At 62.5% G+C, this 17,010-nt stretch carries 20 protein-coding genes; 10 read left to right on the plus strand and 10 right to left on the minus strand.

From position 1 onward, the window contains the following. Nucleotides 1–65 precede the first annotated feature (65 nt). On the plus strand, nucleotides 66–1,574 hold the full coding sequence (locus AC6CIG_RS06280; protein ID WP_018095401.1) for a Do family serine endopeptidase: 1,509 nt from the start codon (nucleotides 66–68) through the stop codon (nucleotides 1,572–1,574). A 31-nt stretch (nucleotides 1,575–1,605) separates the two neighbouring features. Here AC6CIG_RS06280 and AC6CIG_RS06285 read toward each other — a convergent pair whose 3' ends face one another. Beyond that, a complete protein-coding gene (locus AC6CIG_RS06285) occupies nucleotides 1,606–2,181 on the minus strand; it encodes a GNAT family N-acetyltransferase (protein ID WP_127712005.1) in 576 nt (191 codons plus the stop codon). Next, the gene (gene serB, locus AC6CIG_RS06290) at nucleotides 2,178–3,065 is read right to left on the minus strand and encodes a phosphoserine phosphatase SerB (RefSeq protein ID WP_437408588.1); all 888 of its coding nucleotides are present in this window, start codon (nucleotides 3,063–3,065) and stop codon (nucleotides 2,178–2,180) included. Before serB ends, AC6CIG_RS06285 begins: the two co-directional genes overlap by 4 nt. On the opposite strand from serB, the gene miaA reads away from it, so the two are divergent. Continuing rightward, the gene (miaA, locus tag AC6CIG_RS06295) at nucleotides 3,064–3,975 is read left to right on the plus strand and encodes a tRNA (adenosine(37)-N6)-dimethylallyltransferase MiaA (RefSeq protein WP_018095398.1); all 912 of its coding nucleotides are present in this window, start codon (nucleotides 3,064–3,066) and stop codon (nucleotides 3,973–3,975) included. The two genes, serB and miaA, sit on opposite strands and share 2 nt — an antisense overlap. Nucleotides 3,976–4,040: 65 nt before the next feature. Here the strand turns inward: miaA and AC6CIG_RS06300 are convergent, their stop codons facing one another. The 3 genes from AC6CIG_RS06300 to AC6CIG_RS06310 form a co-directional block, all read right to left on the minus strand. Then, nucleotides 4,041–4,481: a DUF6841 family protein gene (locus AC6CIG_RS06300; RefSeq protein WP_018095397.1), complete on the minus strand. Its 441-nt coding sequence runs from the start codon at nucleotides 4,479–4,481 to the stop codon at nucleotides 4,041–4,043. Nucleotides 4,482–4,523: 42 nt separating this feature from the next. Then, nucleotides 4,524–4,874, minus strand: coding sequence for a hypothetical protein (locus AC6CIG_RS06305; protein WP_018095396.1), 351 nt, complete (start codon nucleotides 4,872–4,874; stop codon nucleotides 4,524–4,526). A 112-nt stretch (nucleotides 4,875–4,986) separates the two neighbouring features. Continuing rightward, nucleotides 4,987–7,023, minus strand: coding sequence for an ATP-binding protein (locus tag AC6CIG_RS06310; RefSeq protein WP_127712011.1), 2,037 nt, complete (start codon nucleotides 7,021–7,023; stop codon nucleotides 4,987–4,989). A gap of 347 nt (nucleotides 7,024–7,370) precedes the next feature. Between AC6CIG_RS06310 and AC6CIG_RS06315 the strand changes: the two genes are divergently transcribed. Together AC6CIG_RS06315 and ilvN are read left to right on the plus strand one after the other, a co-directional pair. Continuing rightward, nucleotides 7,371–9,149, plus strand: a complete 1,779-nt coding sequence (locus AC6CIG_RS06315; protein WP_127712013.1) for an acetolactate synthase 3 large subunit — start codon at nucleotides 7,371–7,373, stop codon at nucleotides 9,147–9,149. A gap of 21 nt (nucleotides 9,150–9,170) precedes the next feature. After that, on the plus strand, nucleotides 9,171–9,743 hold the full coding sequence (ilvN, locus tag AC6CIG_RS06320) for an acetolactate synthase small subunit (protein WP_498322532.1): 573 nt from the start codon (nucleotides 9,171–9,173) through the stop codon (nucleotides 9,741–9,743). 121 nt (nucleotides 9,744–9,864) lie between these two features. Here the strand turns inward: ilvN and AC6CIG_RS06325 are convergent, their stop codons facing one another. Then, nucleotides 9,865–10,710, minus strand: a complete 846-nt coding sequence (locus AC6CIG_RS06325; RefSeq protein ID WP_127712015.1) for an aldo/keto reductase — start codon at nucleotides 10,708–10,710, stop codon at nucleotides 9,865–9,867. Between the two features lie 311 nt (nucleotides 10,711–11,021). Here AC6CIG_RS06325 and AC6CIG_RS06330 point away from each other — a divergent pair, with 311 nt between their 5' ends. Next, the gene (locus AC6CIG_RS06330; protein WP_003533862.1) at nucleotides 11,022–11,231 is read left to right on the plus strand and encodes a cold-shock protein; all 210 of its coding nucleotides are present in this window, start codon (nucleotides 11,022–11,024) and stop codon (nucleotides 11,229–11,231) included. A 156-nt stretch (nucleotides 11,232–11,387) separates the two neighbouring features. Then, on the plus strand, nucleotides 11,388–11,612 hold the full coding sequence (locus tag AC6CIG_RS06335) for a hypothetical protein (RefSeq protein ID WP_003533858.1): 225 nt from the start codon (nucleotides 11,388–11,390) through the stop codon (nucleotides 11,610–11,612). Between the two features lie 102 nt (nucleotides 11,613–11,714). On the opposite strand, the gene AC6CIG_RS06340 is transcribed toward AC6CIG_RS06335, so the two are convergent. After that, nucleotides 11,715–12,443 carry a class I SAM-dependent methyltransferase gene (locus tag AC6CIG_RS06340; protein WP_437408589.1) on the minus strand — a complete coding sequence of 243 codons (729 nt, stop codon included), beginning with the start codon at nucleotides 12,441–12,443 and terminating at the stop codon, nucleotides 11,715–11,717. A 395-nt stretch (nucleotides 12,444–12,838) separates the two neighbouring features. Here AC6CIG_RS06340 and AC6CIG_RS06345 point away from each other — a divergent pair, with 395 nt between their 5' ends. The 4 genes from AC6CIG_RS06345 to AC6CIG_RS06360 all read left to right on the plus strand — a co-directional run bounded on the left by AC6CIG_RS06345 (nucleotide 12,839) and on the right by AC6CIG_RS06360 (nucleotide 15,170). Further along, nucleotides 12,839–13,432 (plus strand): LysE family translocator, encoded by a 594-nt coding sequence (locus AC6CIG_RS06345; RefSeq protein WP_018095390.1) that lies wholly within the window; start codon nucleotides 12,839–12,841, stop codon nucleotides 13,430–13,432. 67 nt (nucleotides 13,433–13,499) lie between these two features. Then, nucleotides 13,500–14,141, plus strand: a complete 642-nt coding sequence (gene nthA, locus AC6CIG_RS06350) for a nitrile hydratase subunit alpha (protein WP_127712018.1) — start codon at nucleotides 13,500–13,502, stop codon at nucleotides 14,139–14,141. Then, complete coding sequence (nthB, locus tag AC6CIG_RS06355; protein ID WP_127712020.1) at nucleotides 14,138–14,797, plus strand: nitrile hydratase subunit beta; 660 nt, start codon at nucleotides 14,138–14,140, stop codon at nucleotides 14,795–14,797. The genes nthA and nthB overlap by 4 nt, the downstream gene beginning before the upstream one ends. Then, nucleotides 14,784–15,170, plus strand: coding sequence for a nitrile hydratase accessory protein (locus AC6CIG_RS06360; protein WP_127712022.1), 387 nt, complete (start codon nucleotides 14,784–14,786; stop codon nucleotides 15,168–15,170). The genes nthB and AC6CIG_RS06360 overlap by 14 nt, the downstream gene beginning before the upstream one ends. A gap of 19 nt (nucleotides 15,171–15,189) precedes the next feature. Here the strand turns inward: AC6CIG_RS06360 and AC6CIG_RS06365 are convergent, their stop codons facing one another. Genes AC6CIG_RS06365 through AC6CIG_RS06375 form a run of 3 tightly spaced genes read right to left on the minus strand, consistent with a single transcriptional unit; the run spans nucleotide 15,190 to nucleotide 16,905 of the window. Continuing rightward, on the minus strand, nucleotides 15,190–15,996 hold the full coding sequence (locus tag AC6CIG_RS06365; RefSeq protein ID WP_127712024.1) for an anti-sigma factor family protein: 807 nt from the start codon (nucleotides 15,994–15,996) through the stop codon (nucleotides 15,190–15,192). Then, on the minus strand, nucleotides 15,993–16,547 hold the full coding sequence (locus AC6CIG_RS06370) for an RNA polymerase sigma factor (protein ID WP_018095385.1): 555 nt from the start codon (nucleotides 16,545–16,547) through the stop codon (nucleotides 15,993–15,995). Before AC6CIG_RS06370 ends, AC6CIG_RS06365 begins: the two co-directional genes overlap by 4 nt. Beyond that, complete coding sequence (locus tag AC6CIG_RS06375) at nucleotides 16,531–16,905, minus strand: COG4315 family predicted lipoprotein (RefSeq protein WP_018095384.1); 375 nt, start codon at nucleotides 16,903–16,905, stop codon at nucleotides 16,531–16,533. The genes AC6CIG_RS06370 and AC6CIG_RS06375 overlap by 17 nt, the downstream gene beginning before the upstream one ends. Nucleotides 16,906–17,010: the final 105 nt, after the last annotated feature.

Genomic DNA, 17,010 nt, shown 5'->3' on the forward strand with positions numbered 1-17,010 from the left:
GCATCATCCTTGCCGGACGACCGGGGGCCGGCGTTATGTAAGGGAAATGATAGGAGCCTAGCGACTTGTCGAAACGACCCGAATTCTTCCGCGGCCTGGTGCTGGCGGCCGCGACGGCACTCATATTCACCAATGCGACGCTGGCCCAGACGGCCACGTCACGACCTCCGGCCGGCCCGCCGTCCGTTGCCGATCTCGCCGAGGGACTGCTCGACGCCGTCGTCAACATCTCGATTTCGCAGAACGTCAAGAGCGACGACAATGCGCCGATGCCGCAGGTGCCGGAAGGGTCGCCGCATCAGGAGTTCTTCGACGAGTTTTTCAGAGGACAAGGCGGCGAGGGCGGTCGGCCGCGCACGGTCAACTCGCTGGGTTCGGGATTCATCATCGATCCGGCCGGCTACATAGTCACCAACAACCACGTCATCCAGGATGCCGACGATATCGAGATCAATTTCTCCGATGGATCGAAGCTGAAGGCGAAGCTTGTCGGCATGGATACGAAAACCGACCTCGCCCTCCTGAAGGTCGAACCGAAGAAGCCGCTCAAGGCCGTCTCCTTCGGCGACTCGCGAAAGATCAGGATCGGCGATTGGGTGATGGTCGTCGGCAATCCGTTCGGCCTGGGCGTATCCGTATCCGTGGGTGTCGTCTCCGCACGCGGCCGCAATATCAATGCCGGCCCTTACGACAGTTTCATCCAGACCGATGCGGCGATCAACCGCGGCAATTCGGGCGGTCCGCTTTTCAACATGCAGGGTGAGGTCGTCGGCATCAATACGGCGATCCTTTCGCAGACCGGCATGTCGGTCGGTATCGGCTTTGCCGTGCCGGCGGAGCTTGCGGTGAACGTCGTCAATCAGCTCAGGGAATTCGGCGAGACGCGCCGTGGCTGGCTCGGTGTACGGATCCAGCCCGTCACCGACGATATCGCCGAGAGCCTGAAGATGGAGCTCCCACGCGGCGCGCTCGTTTCGGGCATCATCGAGGGCGGTCCGATCACCAAGGGCGAGATCAAGCCGGGCGACATCATCATCCGCTTCGACGGAACGGATATCGCGGAAATTCGCGATCTCATGCGCACGGTCGGCGAGAGCCCGGTCGGCAAGGCGGTCGATGTGGTCATTATCCGCGACGGCAAGGAGCAGACCGCTCGCGTGACGCTCGGCCGGCTGGAGGATGGCGAGCAGCTCGCCAATGCGAAACCCGGCGAAGTGCTGCCGAACGGCGGTGAGGCGAAGCCCGGCGAGCCGCCGGCCGCGCAACTGCCTGCAAGCGACACCGTGCTCGGAATGAAGCTTGCCGAGCTCGACGCCGACCGCCGCCAGAGTTTCGGCATCGTCGAAAGCGTCAAAGGCGTCGTGATCACCGAGGTGCAACCCAATTCGCCCGCGGCCGAGCGTCGGGTGGAGCCGGGCGAGGTGATCGTAGAACTCGGTCAGGAAGCCATGGAAACGCCGGAGGATGTCACCTCACGTGTCACCGAACTGAAGGCCGACGGGCGCCGCAACGCCTTGCTGATGATCGCGAACAAGACCGGCGAACTGCGTTTCGTGACGGTGCGGATGGAATAGAGCACGCGCTCTCGGCCGTGGCGACGGGGTGTTACCGCATCGCGGCAAGACCATCCCGCCGCCATTCTTCCGCGGTTATTGCGTAAAGCACGTGGCGTTTGAGATGCGGATGCGTGTCCGGGACGCCGGAATGATCGAAGTCGCGCATGGAATCGGGGCGCATGCCGATCCGCTTCATGACGGCGGTGGAGCGCGTGTTGGCCGGAACGGCGATGGCAACGATCTCCCCAAGCTTCCTCTCGCCGAATCCGTAATCGAGAAGCGCCCGCGCTGCGTCCGTTACGTAGCCCTTTCTCCAATGGCGGAGAGCCAGGCGCCAACCGATCTCGACGGTGCCGTCGGGCAGGTGCGGTTCGAGATCGGTGCGTGCAAGTCCGCAGAAGCCGACCGGCGCGTCGTTCTCACGGAGCGCGAGCGCGAAGAAGCCGAAGCCGGTTTCGAAGATGTTGCGGTTGTTGCGGTCGAAAAGCGCGTCGGCCTCCGCGCGTGTTCGGCGGAACGGGAAGAACTCCATGACCGTGGGATCGTTGTTGATCTCGGCAAAGAGTTCGCGGTCGGTCTCGGCCCAGGCACGGAGCCTGAGCCGCTCGGTCTCTAGAATGATCACGTCACGAAATCCGTCTTGCGGTATCCCTGGAGGTAGAGCAGGGCGGTGAGGTCGCCATGGTCGATGCGGATCTTCGCCTGTTCGGCAACGACGGGCTTGGCGTGGAGTGCCACTCCAGTGCCGGCAAGCTGCAGCATTCCGAGATCGTTGGCACCGTCGCCGACGGCGATGACGTCCGCCGGCGTGATCCCGAGCCGTTCCGAAATGTCGATGAGCGCGTCGACCTTGGCCTGCTTGCCGAGGATCGGCCGGGCAACGTCGCCGGTCAGCTTGCCGTTTTCTTCAAGGAGAATGTTGGCACGGTTTTCGTCGAATCCAAGCTTCTCTGCGATAGGGCCGGTAAATACGGTGAAGCCGCCGGAGACGAGGGCGCTGTAATGTCCCTTCGCCTTCATGGTGGCAATCAGTTCGCGGCCACCCGGCGTCAATGTGATGCGCGTGGCGATGACCTCATCGACGATGGTAACGGGCAGGCCCTGGAGAAGCGCCACTCTTTCGACGAGTGCCGGCTCGAAAGCGATCTCGCCGTTCATGGCACGCGCGGTGATTGCCGCGACCTTTTCCTTCAAGCCGACTTCCGCGGCCAGCTCGTCGATGCATTCCTGCCCGATCATGGTGGAGTCCATGTCGGCGATCAGAAATCGCTTGCGGCGGCTTTCGGCATCTTGCACGGCGACGTCGATCGCGGCGCCGGCGACCGACTGGCGCAGCCGAGCTTCCGCTTCGCCGGCCTCGGCGCCATCCCTCAACACGATGTCGCAGGCAATACCGTCCGCGAGCCAATAAAGCCCGGACGCGTCGAGGCTTTCCGCTGCCGCTTCCGCGCGTGCTGGCGACAGAACGGGATTTGACGGATTGGCGATAAGCGTGGCAACGAGAGCCATGATGCAAAACCTTGCGAAAGACATCGACGCGATCCTGATAACCGGGCCGACCGCCAGCGGCAAGTCCGCGCTCGCGGTGAAGCTCGCGCAAAGACACGGCGGCGTCGTGATCAATGCTGATAGCATGCAGGTTTACGGGACGCTGAAAGTCCTGACCGCGCGGCCGGATGAAAGCGAGATGGGGGGCGTCGAGCATTTCCTCTACGGTCACGTCCCCCCGGGCCGGGCCTATTCCACCGGCGTGTGGCTCCGCGAAGCGGAAGCGCTCGTGGCGCGGCTAAGGAAGGAAGGGCGGCTGCCGGTCTTCGTCGGCGGCACGGGCCTCTATTTCAAAGCGCTGATCGGAGGGCTATCGGATATGCCCGAGATTCCGCCCGCGATCCGCCAGCGCCTGCGCGCGCGCCTGACGGAGGAGGGCGCCGAGGCGCTGCACCGGGAACTTTCCGGGCGCGATCCGGAGACGGCGGCGCGCGTGCAACCCGGCGATGGGCAGCGTATCGTGCGTGCGCTGGAGGTAATCGAGGCCACGGGAAGGCCGATAGGATCTTACCAGCAGAGCCGTGGGCCGGTGAACATCGACCCGGCGCGCGCGCAGAAGATCGTCGTATTGCCGGAGCGGCAGCTTCTTCATGGCCGTATCGATCGGCGCTTCGAGACGATGCTTGCGAGAGGCGCCGTCGAGGAGGTGCGCGCGCTTCTCGCGCTTCGCCTTCCTCCGGAGATGCCGGTGATGAAGGCGATCGGCGTCCCACAGATCGCTGCGATGCTGAAAGGCGAGATGAGCGAGGCGCAGGTGATCGAGGCCGGCGCGGCGGCAACGCGCCAATATGCCAAGCGTCAGATGACCTGGTTTCGCAATCAGCTTGACGAGACCTGGCAGCGTATCGAGGGTCCGGATGCCTTGGGCTGAACAACAAGCACAGGGCTGAGGCTCCTTGGAGCATTATGCTGCGGTCTGAAGCGGCATCAGAAGCGTCAGTCGATGCCGTGCTCCTTCAATACCGCCTCCTCGTCGCCGCTGATCCAGCCGAAAATCTTCGGCTCGCCGCCACTCAGCTGAACGAGGTAATGAACCTCGAAATCGATGGTGACATTCGGCTGTTCCTCGGCGTCGAAGACGGAGCGCCAATCGACTCTTACGAGAAAATGCAGCGCATCGATCGGCGTTACCGTGGTTTTGCGGATCTTCAATTCCCTGGTGCCGATAGCACGATAGCGGGCATAACCCTTTTCCATCGAAGCCGTCAGGGTTTCGTCGTTTTTTCCCGTCATGACTCCGGCTGGCGAGGCGGCGATAAAGTCCGAGGCGAAGGCGGAGGTCGTACTTCCGACCGGAAGCGCCCCCGCAAGGACCTGATTGGCCATGCTCTCGTAGCGCTCGAAGAAGCGCGTCAAAATCTCTTCCATGATTTCCATCCCAATTTGCGCCGCGCAACGGAGGCGGAGGCTTGCGGGCCGTCAATCAACCGGCGTGTGCTGGTGTTGAATAAGCTTCCAGTCTGCTCCAACGCCGTGATAGGTCGAGGTACAACAGGCCGCATAAGGCTCACCTTCCGCGCGTCTCGCCTCCGCAAGATAGCCGAGCACGATAAAGTTCTCGCCGATCCGGCTCATGACTTTCTCGCTGATCGTGAGATGCTCCCACCGCGGAACTCCCTGGAGACTTCGGATTATGACCGATCGTCCGCGCAGCAGACCGACCGGCGCGGGGAATGCCATGATGCAGTCTTCGTCCAGCAATTCGCGATAGGGATCGGAGCCCTCGAGCCAGAGCCGCCGCTCGTTTCTCCATGCGTCATTGTCGTCCATGATCGTCTCCTCGCCTTGACGTCACCTCAACGCTTGAGAGGAGCCCCCGGATCCAAAATTGCAATCAGGGCAGGTTGAGCGGCCAGGACGCACCGTGCCCTCCGCTTCTGCTCTATTTGCGGATGAGGCTGCCGAGTGGTCGCCTGAGCAGGCTTTCGCGAAGCGACCCCTCGTGACGCGGTGCCGGCGTGGCGAAGCCTGCATCCGATCGGCCGGGCGCCTCGGCGGGCCGGCCCGATATCCTTTCCGCCTCGCCGGACAGGATCTGCTCGCGAATCCGGCTGAAGCGTTCGAACTCCTGGTTTCCCGGCTCGGACGGGCGGGGAAGCATGTCGGGGCTATAGGGCTCGAATGCGGGGTATCGGCGCGAATGGGAGTCCGCGATCTCGGTCCCGGTGCCTCTGCCGCTCCGGTTATTATCCTCGAGCGCCGGCGCCTGCTTGGTCTGTGACGCCAGATAGCTCTGTTGGAAACTCGATATGTCGGGACCGTTGACGGCACGCATTCGGCTGATGATCGAACGGAGGTCGGCGAGGGGCTGCGCGTCGTCGTCAACCTTGTCGGTGATGCCGTGGGCGCGGGGCAACCGCGCATCGTCGACGCGGGCAAAGCGCATGCGCATCGGTACTGCGACCGCCTCGCCGAATGCGATTGCCTCGCCGTTGCCGATCGAGGAAATGAAGCTGGTGGTGGAGATCGACGAATTGGCGATCGCCGAACGGATGATTTCCTGGTCGCGATCGTTGGCGAGCCGCATGGCGAAGACCGTCGAGCATTGCGACAGGATCGTCGGATCGAGCTCGCCCGGCCGCTGGGTGATGATGCCGAGCGAGACTCCGTATTTGCGACCCTCCTTGGCGATCCGTGAAATAGCCTGGCGTGTCGGCACAAAGCCGAGCGACGGATCGGCCGGCACATAGCGGTGCGCCTCTTCGCAAACGACGAGCATATGGATGGCGCCATTGCCCCAGAGGCCTATCTCGAAGGCCATGCGGCAGAGCACGGAGGCGAGGGAGTTGACGACTTCCGACGGGATCCCGGCAAGCTCGAAGGTGGCGATCGGCTTGCCGTCGCCCGGAATGCGGAAGATCTTTGCAATCGTGTCCTCGATCGTGTCCGTGATCGTGTTCTGCGAGAACATGAAATGGTAGCGCGGATCGTTGACTGCGGAGACGATCCTGACCTTGAGGGAGCGCAGGTACGGCTTGTCGTTGCGTCCCTCGAGCCGCCCAATGCGCTCATCGATCAGCGCCAGAAGATCGGCAATACGGTATGGGACGGGGGTATCCGCGGTGATCGAGCTCTTTTCCGTCTGCCGCCGCATCAGGGCGGATTCTCCGCCCTTGAATGCCTTTTTCGCGTCCGCGATGACGTCCCGCAGGATATCGAGTTCGTCCGGCACCGGCGGGCGTCCACGAAAGATGACCTCGGCCAACTCCTCGAGCCGGAAGAACCAGAACGGGAGGTCGAGCGTATCCGTGTCGATGACCACCGCCTGGTCGGGAAAGGCGGCGGCGAACTCGTTGTGCGGATCGAGGATCAGCACACGCAGTTTCGGATCGGCGGCGATCGCCTTGTTCAGGAGCAGTGTCACGGCGGTCGACTTGCCGACGCCGGTGGTGCCGACGATCGCAAAGTGTTTGGCAAGCATGGAAGGCACATGGATGGTGGCGTCGAGACTTTCGTCCTGCGTCAGCTTGCCGATGACGCAACTGTCCGATTGACCGGAGTCGTAGATGCGGGCGAGATCGCTCACGCGGATGCGGTGGGCAATCGCTCCGAGATAGGGATAGCGGCTGATGCCGGCGGAAAACTCTTCCCGCCCATCCGGACCGACATGAACCTCGCCCATCAATTCCACTTCGATGCGGAAAGTATTGTTGACCTCTTCACCCCAGCCCTCGGAAACGGTCTGCATCGAATAGACGAGGGCGACGACACGGTTGGTGCCGACGGAAATCGAAACCAGCTTGCCGACCGACCAGAGCTCGGTGAGCGAAGTTTCGCCATTTTCTGCGACCGCCGCGATCGTGGCGCGCGAGCCGTTGCAGGCGACGACCCGCCCGAGAAATCGATTGCCGGGCTTGAACGTATCGCGGCGATCCGTCTCGGCGGCGCGAGGCGCCGATTGATTTCCACTTTCGAGCAACGCAGCACCTCGGGCGAAAACGCCAATCAGCAGCAGGATGCGCGCCGAATCCGGCGCCTTTTCCTTGCTGCGTCCCAGGATAGCGGCTGCGGTTTAATAACTGGTTGCTCGCAGGCCGTGCCGTTCGGGACACGCCAAAGCCGTTGACGGATGGGGAATTTCCGTTTAACAAATCGCCCCATGAAAAATTTCGCGGTTATTCTTGTGGTGGGACGGCGCATGGGCAGGATGGTGTAACCATCCGGCGGTAGCCACCCATGCGCTGAACGAGGCTCCTGACGGGGCCTTTTTTTATGCCTTCAAACACGTTATTCACCCAAACCTGAACGAGGGACGGAAGCAGGCCAATGAGCGGAACTGAGAACCAGATGACGGGCGCGGAGATCGTTCTCCAGGCTTTGAAAGACAATGGCGTCGAACACATCTTCGGCTATCCCGGCGGTGCCGTGCTCCCGATCTACGACGAGATTTTCCAGCAGGAGGATATCCAGCACATTCTCGTCCGCCACGAGCAGGGCGCCGGCCATATGGCCGAAGGATATGCCCGCTCCACCGGCAAGGTCGGCGTCATGCTGGTGACTTCGGGCCCGGGAGCGACCAATGCGGTCACGCCGCTGCAGGACGCGCTGATGGACTCGATCCCGCTCGTCTGCATTTCGGGGCAGGTACCGACGTCGCTGATCGGCTCGGACGCCTTCCAGGAATGCGACACGATCGGCATCACCCGGCCCTGCACCAAGCACAACTGGCTGGTCAGGGACGTCGACGAGCTCGCCCGCGTCATCCATGACGCTTTCCGCGTTGCTCAGTCGGGCCGTCCGGGTCCGGTCGTCGTCGACATTCCGAAGGACGTCCAGTTCGCAACCGGTACCTATACGCCGCCTTCGGCCGTTCCGACACAGAAGAGCTACCAGCCGAAGACCCAAGGGGACCTGAAGAGGATCGAGGAGGCGGTCGCGCTCATGAAAACGGCGCGCCAGCCGGTCATCTATTCGGGCGGCGGCGTCATCAATTCCGGGCCGCAGGCCGCACATTTCCTGCGCGAACTGGTCGAGCTCACCGGCTTCCCGATCACGTCGACGCTGATGGGCCTCGGCGCCTATCCGGCCTCCGGCAAGAACTGGCTCGGCATGCTCGGCATGCATGGGACCTACGAAGCCAACCTGGCGATGCATGATTGCGACCTCATGATCTGCATCGGCGCGCGCTTCGACGACCGGATCACCGGCCGGCTCAATGCCTTCTCGCCCAACTCGAAGAAGATCCACATCGATATCGACCCATCCTCCATCAACAAGAACGTCCGCGTCGACGTTCCGATCATCGGCGACGTCGCCGCTGTGCTCGAGGACATGATCCGCCTGTGGCGTGCTGCGGCCAAGACGGTCGACCAGGCGCGGCTTGGCGACTGGTGGAAAGAGATCTCCAGGTGGCGGGCGCGCAACTCGCTGGCCTATACGCCGAGTGCCGACGTCATCATGCCGCAATATGCGATCCAGCGGCTGTACGAGCTCACCAAGGACCGCGACACCTACATCACCACCGAAGTCGGCCAGCACCAGATGTGGGCCGCACAGTTCTTCGGCTTCGAAGAGCCGAACCGCTGGATGACCTCGGGTGGCCTCGGCACCATGGGCTACGGATTCCCGGCCGCGGTCGGCGTCCAGGTCGCGCATCCGGAGAGCCTCGTCATCGATATCGCCGGCGACGCCTCGATCCAGATGTGCATCCAGGAGATGTCGTGCGCGGTCCAGTACGGCCTGCCGGTCAAGATCTTCATCCTGAACAATCAATATATGGGCATGGTCCGGCAGTGGCAGCAGCTCCTGCACGGCAACCGGCTGTCGCATTCCTACACCGAGGCGATGCCGGACTTCGTCAAGCTCGCCGAGGCCTATGGCGGCGTCGGCATCCGTTGCGAAAAGCCGGGAGAGCTCGACGATGCGATCCGGCAGATGATCGACACACCGGCCCCGGTCATTTTCGACTGCCGCGTCGCCAATCTCGCAAACTGCTTCCCGATGATCCCTTCGGGCAAGGCGCATAACGAGATGCTGCTCCCCGACGAGGCAACGGACGAGGTGGTCGCCAACGCCATCGATGCCAAGGGCCGTCAGCTCGTTTGAGGACAAGGTAGGAACAGGAAAATGAATGCACATCTTCAGGCGACGGGCTCCGCCTACTTCATCGCCAAGGAAACGGGGCTTGCGGAAACGCACACACTTTCCGTTCTGGTCGACAACGAGCCGGGCGTGCTCGCCCGCGTCATCGGCCTTTTCTCCGGCCGCGGCTACAATATCGAGAGCCTGACGGTCTCCGAGACGGAGCACGAGGCTCATCTCTCGCGCATCACCATCGTGACCCGCGGCACGCCGCACGTGCTGGAGCAGATCAAGAACCAGCTCGAACGTCTGGTGCCGGTGCACCGCGTCGTAGATCTCACGGTCCGCGCCGCCGGTCTGGGCCATGAGCGGCCGATCGAGCGTGAACTGGCGCTCGTCAAGGTACACGGCTCGGGCGAACATCGGGTGGAGGCGCTCAGGCTCGCCGACGCCTTCCGTGCCTCGGTCATCGACGCCAACATCGATCACTTCGTCTTCGAGATCACCGGCAAGCCTTCCAAAATCGAGCAGTTCATCGCCATCATGAAGCCGCTCGGGCTGATCGAAGTCTGCCGCACCGGCATCGCCGCGATGAACCGCGGGCCCCAGGGAATGTAAAGAAGCGAGGAAGATTGCGCCCTTCGGGGCGCGCCCCTACCAACCCCTCCCCACAGGTGGGAGGGGCTGCACCTGCCGCACCCTTACAAGCCCACTTCGCCCGTCTGGGTACCCTATGGCATCAAATCACCTCCAGCCGCGTCTTCCTTCGCGGCGGCGGGAAGTGGCGGTCGAGTTCGTCGAGATTTTCCGTCGTAAGGCGGATATCCATCGCGTCGCGGTTTTCGCGGGCGCGTTCGGGGGAACCGGTCTTCGGAATCGAGATCACCCCGGAACGCGTCTTCAAAAAGGCGAGTGCCACCTGCGCGGGCGTCGCCTGATGCGCCTTGGCGATGTGAATCAGATCGGCGTCATGCAGAAGGCGGCCCTCGTCGAGCGGTGAGTAGGCCATGACCGGCACGCCTTGATCGCGGCACCGGGGCAGCAGGTCGAATTCGATGCCGCGGCGGGCGAGATTGTAGAGCACCTGATTGGCCGCGACGTTGCCGCCGTCGGGAACGCCCGACAGCTCCTCCATGTCGTCGACGTCGAAATTGGATACGCCCCAGGCACGGATCTTGCCGGCCTTCTTCAGCTCTTCGAAGGCGGCGACAGTTTCGGCGAGCGGATAGCCCCCGCGCCAATGCAGAAGGTAAAGATCGACGCAGTCGATGCCGAGATTGCTCAGGCTGCGTTCGCAGGCGGCAACCGTACCCGCGCGGCTGGCGTTGGAGGGCAGCACCTTGCTGACGACGAATGCCTCGTCGCGCCGACCCCGGATCGCTTCTCCCACGATACGTTCGGCAGCGCCGTCGCCGTACATCTCTGCAGTGTCGATCAGCGTCATGCCGAGATCGAGCCCGGTCTGCAGGCTGCGGATCTCGTCGGCGGACTTCGCGCGGTTTTCGCCCATGCGCCATGTCCCCTGGCCGAGCGCGGGAACCTTGCGGCCGTCCGGAAAAACGATGGTCGGGATCGGATCGTGCATAGGGATTGTCCTGAGAGTTGCTCCAGTTCCGAGATTTAAGGCCGCGTGGGGGAAAGTCCACAAGCAAGTCGCAGCATTGCGGCCGTGACACGCCGCCGCGTGCGGTCGCGCCGATAGTCTTCTCTCGAAAGAAAATAAAATTGTGCCTTGTAAGAAACACAATGATGACCTACATAGCTCGGTATCGATATTGATCGACGATATTTGTTTCTGCGCCAAGGCGCATCGTCACGAAAATCCTGACAACATCGGTTTTGATACACCGTTTTTATGCGGTGGCGGTTTTCCATGGCTATTGAAAGGACATCGACGTGGCTTCTGGAACGGTAAAGTGGTTCAACAGCACCAAGGGCTTCGGTTTCATCCAGCCAGATGACGGCGCCGCTGACGTGTTCGTCCATATTTCGGCGGTTGAACGCGCCGGCCTGTCCACGCTGAAAGACGGGCAGAAGGTAAGCTTCGAGCTGACGCAGGATCGGCGCTCGGGCAAGACCTCGGCGGACAACCTTCGCGCTCTCTGAACGGATCGCGCGTTTGTGCCCTAACACGGCACTTCATGACATTATTATCTCCCCGCCCGTGACCACGGATGTACTGGCGCGGCGGGTTGAGATGATGAGGAAGGTCGGGCCTGTCCCGGCCTTTTTTATTGGCTGAAATTTGATGGAGGATCTCGCATGAAGGACGTCGGCAATCGTATTTTCAAGGCCGAGAAGAAGAACCCTGCGGATCGCGCGGATCAGGCCACAATTGCATCACGCGCCATTATCGAGCAGGAAGCTGCGGCGCGTGTGAAGAAGACCGCCCGGCTCAAACAGATGCGGCTGGAGAAAGAGGCCGAGGAGGCGGCAAATCCAGTTGCCGCCCCCGCAAAGAAGGGCAAGGCGCAGAAGCGAAAGTAGCCGGACTTTACGGCATATTTCCTGAATTCGGCGCTTGCCCTCCAACAGGGCGGCGGCAAGGGATGGCAAATACTACTCGCGCATCCCGCGCGGCCGAGACTCCTACCTTTGTGCGGCAACGAGCAGCATCATCGGCCGGTCGACCTCTTCCGCGAGGTCCGGATTGCGGGCGATCTCATCGGCGGTCGGGCTCCACTCCTGAACGCGGCGGATCGAAAAACCGGCTAAAATCAGGGTGTTCAATGTGGTGCCGAGCGTGCGGTGATACTTGACGACGCCCTTGGCGAGCCAGTCGGTGACACGCTTTCCTTCGGCCGAGTAGCGATCGAGCGGCCAGATGCGGCGGCCCTCGGCGTCCGTGGACCAGTCAGGTTTCGTCGGAGCCATGTAGACCGGATGTTCGATGGTGAAGACGAAATGCGATCCGGGCAGGAGACTCCTATGGATCGTTCGCACCAGCCGGTCGAAGTCTTCGATATAATGGAAGGCGAGCGAGCTATAGGCGAAGTCGAAGCTCGCCTCGGGCAAAACGAGATGCTCGAGGTCGGCGATTTTATACTCGACCGAAGGATCCTCCGTCTCTTGCCGCGCTCGTGCGATCATTTTTTCGGAGAGGTCGAGGCCAAGGACATGGGCCGCGCCGTTCTCCCGCGCCCAGCGGGCGAACCAGCCGAAGCCGCAACCGAGATCCACGACGCGCAAGTCCCTGAGGTCGGGCAGCATTGCGCGGATTGCCGGCCATTCGGCAGCGCCGGCGAGTCCATGCAGGGATCGCCCGAGTTGGCTGTAGCCGGTGAAGAATTCGGGTTTGTCGTAAACGTTCTGTGCCATTTTCCATCTCCATGATGACGATGGACGGGCGCCTGAATTAGAAGAAAGCCCCGTCCGCTTTGAGCGAGGCTGAGGGGTTGCGCGTGCCTGCGCGTATAAAACGCGCGGCGCTGTTGTCAGCGTGTGCGAAGCCCCTGCATCCCGCCTGTTGGGATGCCGGCGAACCGGGCGACAATGTGGGTGTCATGTTCACACATATCGTGGCTATCCCATGGAAAAGGTTAGGGGTCAAGGCGGTGCAGCATCCCCGGTTTGTCACCGTGACAAGATTTGGGTGGCGGTTGCATTTGGGTCAGCTAGCTTGATCCACCAGGGTCGCCGCCCGGGAGATTACGCGACGCGAATCCCAGGTTTGTAGCGGCGTTCTCGGCAGACCCGCGGCTTTGGAGGAACTCATGCAACTGGATACGCTTCTGGCGCTGTTCCTGTTTGCCTTAACGACATCGATCACGCCCGGACCGAACAACATGATGCTGTTCGCCTCGGGCGTGAACTTCGGTTTCGTGCGCACGATTCCGCATATGCTGGGGATCGGCATCGGCTTCTTCGTTCTTCTCATTGCCGTGGGGCTCGGTCTCGGCGCGCTGCTTCATTCCGTGCCGCTCCTCTATACGGCCCTGAAGTTCGCCGGAGGCGCCTATCTCGTCTGGATCGCCTGGAAGATCGGCACGTCTCGCTCGCTCGGCGAAGGAAAGGCGAATGCAGTGCCGATGACCTTCCTGCAGGCGGCTGCTTTCCAATGGGTCAATCCGAAGGCCTGGGTAATGGCGGTTTCGGCCATGGCCACCTATACGAGCAGCGACAGCTATCTCATGAGCGTGCTCGTCGTCGGCGTCGTCTTCGCACTCGTCAATGTGCCGAGCGTTTCGACCTGGGCGGGTTTCGGCTCGGCCCTCAGGCAATGGCTCTCGGAACCTGCGCGGCTCAAATGGTTCAACATCACCATGGCCGTCTTGCTCGTCGTCAGTCTTTGGCCGATGCTCAGGTAGTCCGCCGACACGCGACGTTTTTAGGGTCACGCATTTAGATCAGTAGCCTTCGGTAGAGGAGCCAGGAATGTCCGAGCATCATCATGGGCATGGCGACGATCACGGCCATCACCACGACAACCATCTGACCGACATGGAAGCCCGGGTTAAGGCACTGGAGACGGTGCTGACGGAAAAGGGTTTGATCGATCCTGCGGCGATCGACGCGATCGTCGAGGCGTACGAGACGAAGGTGGGACCGCGAAACGGCGCACGCGTCGTCGCCAAGGCCTGGAGCGACGTCGATTTTGCCGATTGGCTGAAACGCGACGCGACCGCGGCGATCGCCAGCCTCGGTTTCACCGGGCGCCAGGGCGAGCACATGCGTGCGGTGTTCAACACGCCCGAAACGCACAACCTCATCGTCTGTACGCTGTGCTCCTGCTATCCCTGGGCAGTGCTGGGGCTGCCGCCGGTCTGGTACAAGGCGCCGCCCTATCGTTCGCGCGCCGTTATCGATCCTCGCGGCGTGCTTGCCGAATTCGGGCTCGAGCTGTCGGCTGAAAAGAAGGTTCGCGTCTGGGATTCGACGGCCGAACTGCGCTACCTCGTCGTGCCGGAGCGGCCGGAAGGTACCGATGGCTTCGGTGAGGACGCCCTGGCAGAGCTCGTGACGCGCGATTCCATGATCGGCACCGGGCTCGCCCTATCGCCGGAGGGGGTACGATGAACGGCCCGCACGATCTCGGAGGTCAGCATGGCATGGGCCCGATCGCTCCGGAACGCAACGAGCCCACATTCCATGCAGAGTGGGAAAAGCGGGCGCTCGGCATCACGCTTTCCTGTGGCGCTTTCGGTGCCTGGACGCTGGACGAAAGCCGGCACGCGCGCGAAAGCCTGCCCCCGGCGACCTATCTTTCCGCGAGCTATTATGAAATCTGGACGCGGGCGCTGGAAACGCTTCTGAAGCGTCACGGCTTCGTGACGGAAGCCGAGCTCGACGCCGGCCACATGCTCGACAAGGGGCGGGAGCCGAAGCGGGTGCTCACAGCGGATATGGTGGCAGGCGTGCTCGCCAAGGGCGGGCCATGCGACCGGCCGGTCGAAACCCCGCCGCGTTTTGCCGCCGGCGAGAGAGTGCGTACGAAGAACTTCAATCCGGAGAGCCACACGCGCCTGCCGCGCTACGCCCGCGCCAGGACAGGCATGGTGGAGACCGTACAGGGCGGCTTCGTCTTCCCGGACGACAACGCCCACGGCAGGGGCGAGAACCCGCAATGGCTCTACACGGTGGTCTTCGACGCAGGCGAGATCTGGGGTGAGGGCGCGGACCCCACGCTTACCGTCTCTATCGATGCCTGGGAGAGCTATCTTGAACCCGCATAGATCGACGCCTGCTCCTGCCCGTTCCCCGCTTCTGGCTTCGGCGGAACTGCCAAAATCGCGCGAGGGCGATCCCGTCTTTGCCGAACCCTGGCAGGCGGTCGCCTTCGCCATGACCGTGCGGCTTCACGAGCAGGGTGTATTTTCGTGGAGCGAATGGGCGGAAGCGCTTTCGGCCGAGCTCTACAAGCCCGGCCGCAGGGCGGACGGCAGCGACTACTACGATTGCTGGGTTGCGGCGCTGAGCCGTCTGGTAACGGAACTCTCCCTCGCTTCCGGCCCCGAACTGGAAGCGCTGGCCGGCAGTTGGCAGCGCGCAGCGGAAGCGACGCCGCACGGAACGCCGATCGCGCTCGCGAATGATCCTCTGCGTTGAGGGATTGTCCGACGGCCGTTCAGGAGCTCTCCGAAGCCTCGAACTGGCGATAACATTCGTCGGCAACCTTCTGCAGCAGGTCGCGCGGCACTTCGCCCGTCACGGCGTAGCCGATTTCGCCGTCTATCCAGTAGAATGTCTCGACATTCCCCTGGCTGGATATGCGGAAACTCGTTTCGCGATTTTCCGGGTTGCGGCCGAGAAGGACCGTTAGCCGTTCCCCCGTCACGTCTTCATACATCAGCATTGCGCCTGCCGTATCGTTGACCGGCACGAGGCGCCCGCCGACGAGCGAGAATCCAAGCGAGGACAGGTCGGGAATTTTCAGCCCATAATCGAGGCGCTTGCCGAGCCATGTGGCGAGATGCTCCCGCTCGCTGGCACCGACCTCCACTGGGTGGCGGACTTCGCTGGCATAGATCAGAAATGCCGATTGTGCCTGCCGGGGGAGCGCCTCGGAGGCATCGGCGGACTCGGGCGGCGGAGCCACGAGGTCGGGCCCATAGGCTCCGGCGAGCGCGCCGGCGGCAAAAATCAGAAGCCCGGCGGCGAGACGTCGCAGCGTCGGCACCGCCGATGCCCATCCGGTACTCCGTGATCTTCGGCGGGCCGATATAAGCGAGCGATCTTCCTCGCCGCTGCGGGCATAAGAGGCGAAATGCTGCTTCAGCGCCGTCGCCTGCGCCTGCCACTGACGGACCTCTTCGGCCTTTGCCGGCTGCTTTTCCAGCCAGGCTTCGATGCGCTCGCGCTCCGGTTGCGCCAAGTGGCCATCCACATAGGCGTGGAGATCGTCATCGGAGACGGTTTCGAAGTCGGCGCTCATTTGGGTCTCCGCAGGGCGATCACGTTATCGTCCTTCATCGCTTCGGCGAGCTGGCGGCGGGCTCGCGAAAGGCGGGACATCACGGTCCCGACCGGAATTTCCATCATGTCTGCCACATCCTGATAGCGATATCCCTCGATGACGACGAGCATCAGAACGGCGCGATTGTCCGCGGAGAGCCGCTCGAGTGCGCGCAGCAGACGCTGCCGCTCCAGAGGATCCGCATTGTTTTCCTCCGCGCGAAGGCCGAGCGTCTCGTCAAGCTCCACTTCGGGGTGCTGAGCGCGGCGGCGTCGGCCGTTGCGATAAAGATTGGTCATGATCGTGAAGACCCAGGCGCGAAGGTTCACGCCGCGCCATTGCGCGCGTCTTGTAAGCACTTTTTCGACGCAGTCCTGCAGCAGATCTTCGCCATCCGTATCGGAACGCGCGAGGCTGCGCGAGTAACGCCTGAGCGCCGGAATCAGCGCCAGGACGTCCTCCTCGAACGGGTCGGCGGAGGAGATTTCCTCCCCCGCGCGTTTATTCAAGCCATCACGGCCGTGCGGCATCCCATACGCCCTTCACGCCGTCGCCGGTGACGTCACCCATTTTCTTGTCCTTCACCCAGAAATAAAGGGGCATGCCGTCCTTCGCCCATTGTTTGCTGCCGTCCTTTCGCTCCACGACCGAAAAGGCACCCTCGGCCGTTGCGTCGCCTTCCACCATGAAGGGCGGCCAATTCGTGGCGCAGGCATCATAGCAGGCAGAGACGCCCTTTTTGTCATTTTTGAAAGTGTAGAGCGTCATGCCGTTTTCGGCGGCGAGCACCGGCCCTTTCTCCGACTCGACCGTTTTCACGGGCGGAGCGGCAAAGGCGGCGGCGGCCGTGCCAAGTGAGATGGCGATGGTCAACGCAAGCGTTCTCATGGGCGTTCCTTCCTCAGATGTCTTCGACGAGAACCGCGCTCGGGCGGGTTCGAGGATAAGACACGGAACGCTACGGATTTATTCCCTGCGCAAGTAACGATTGCG

The organism is Sinorhizobium sp. GQ132 (assembly GCF_059758575.1).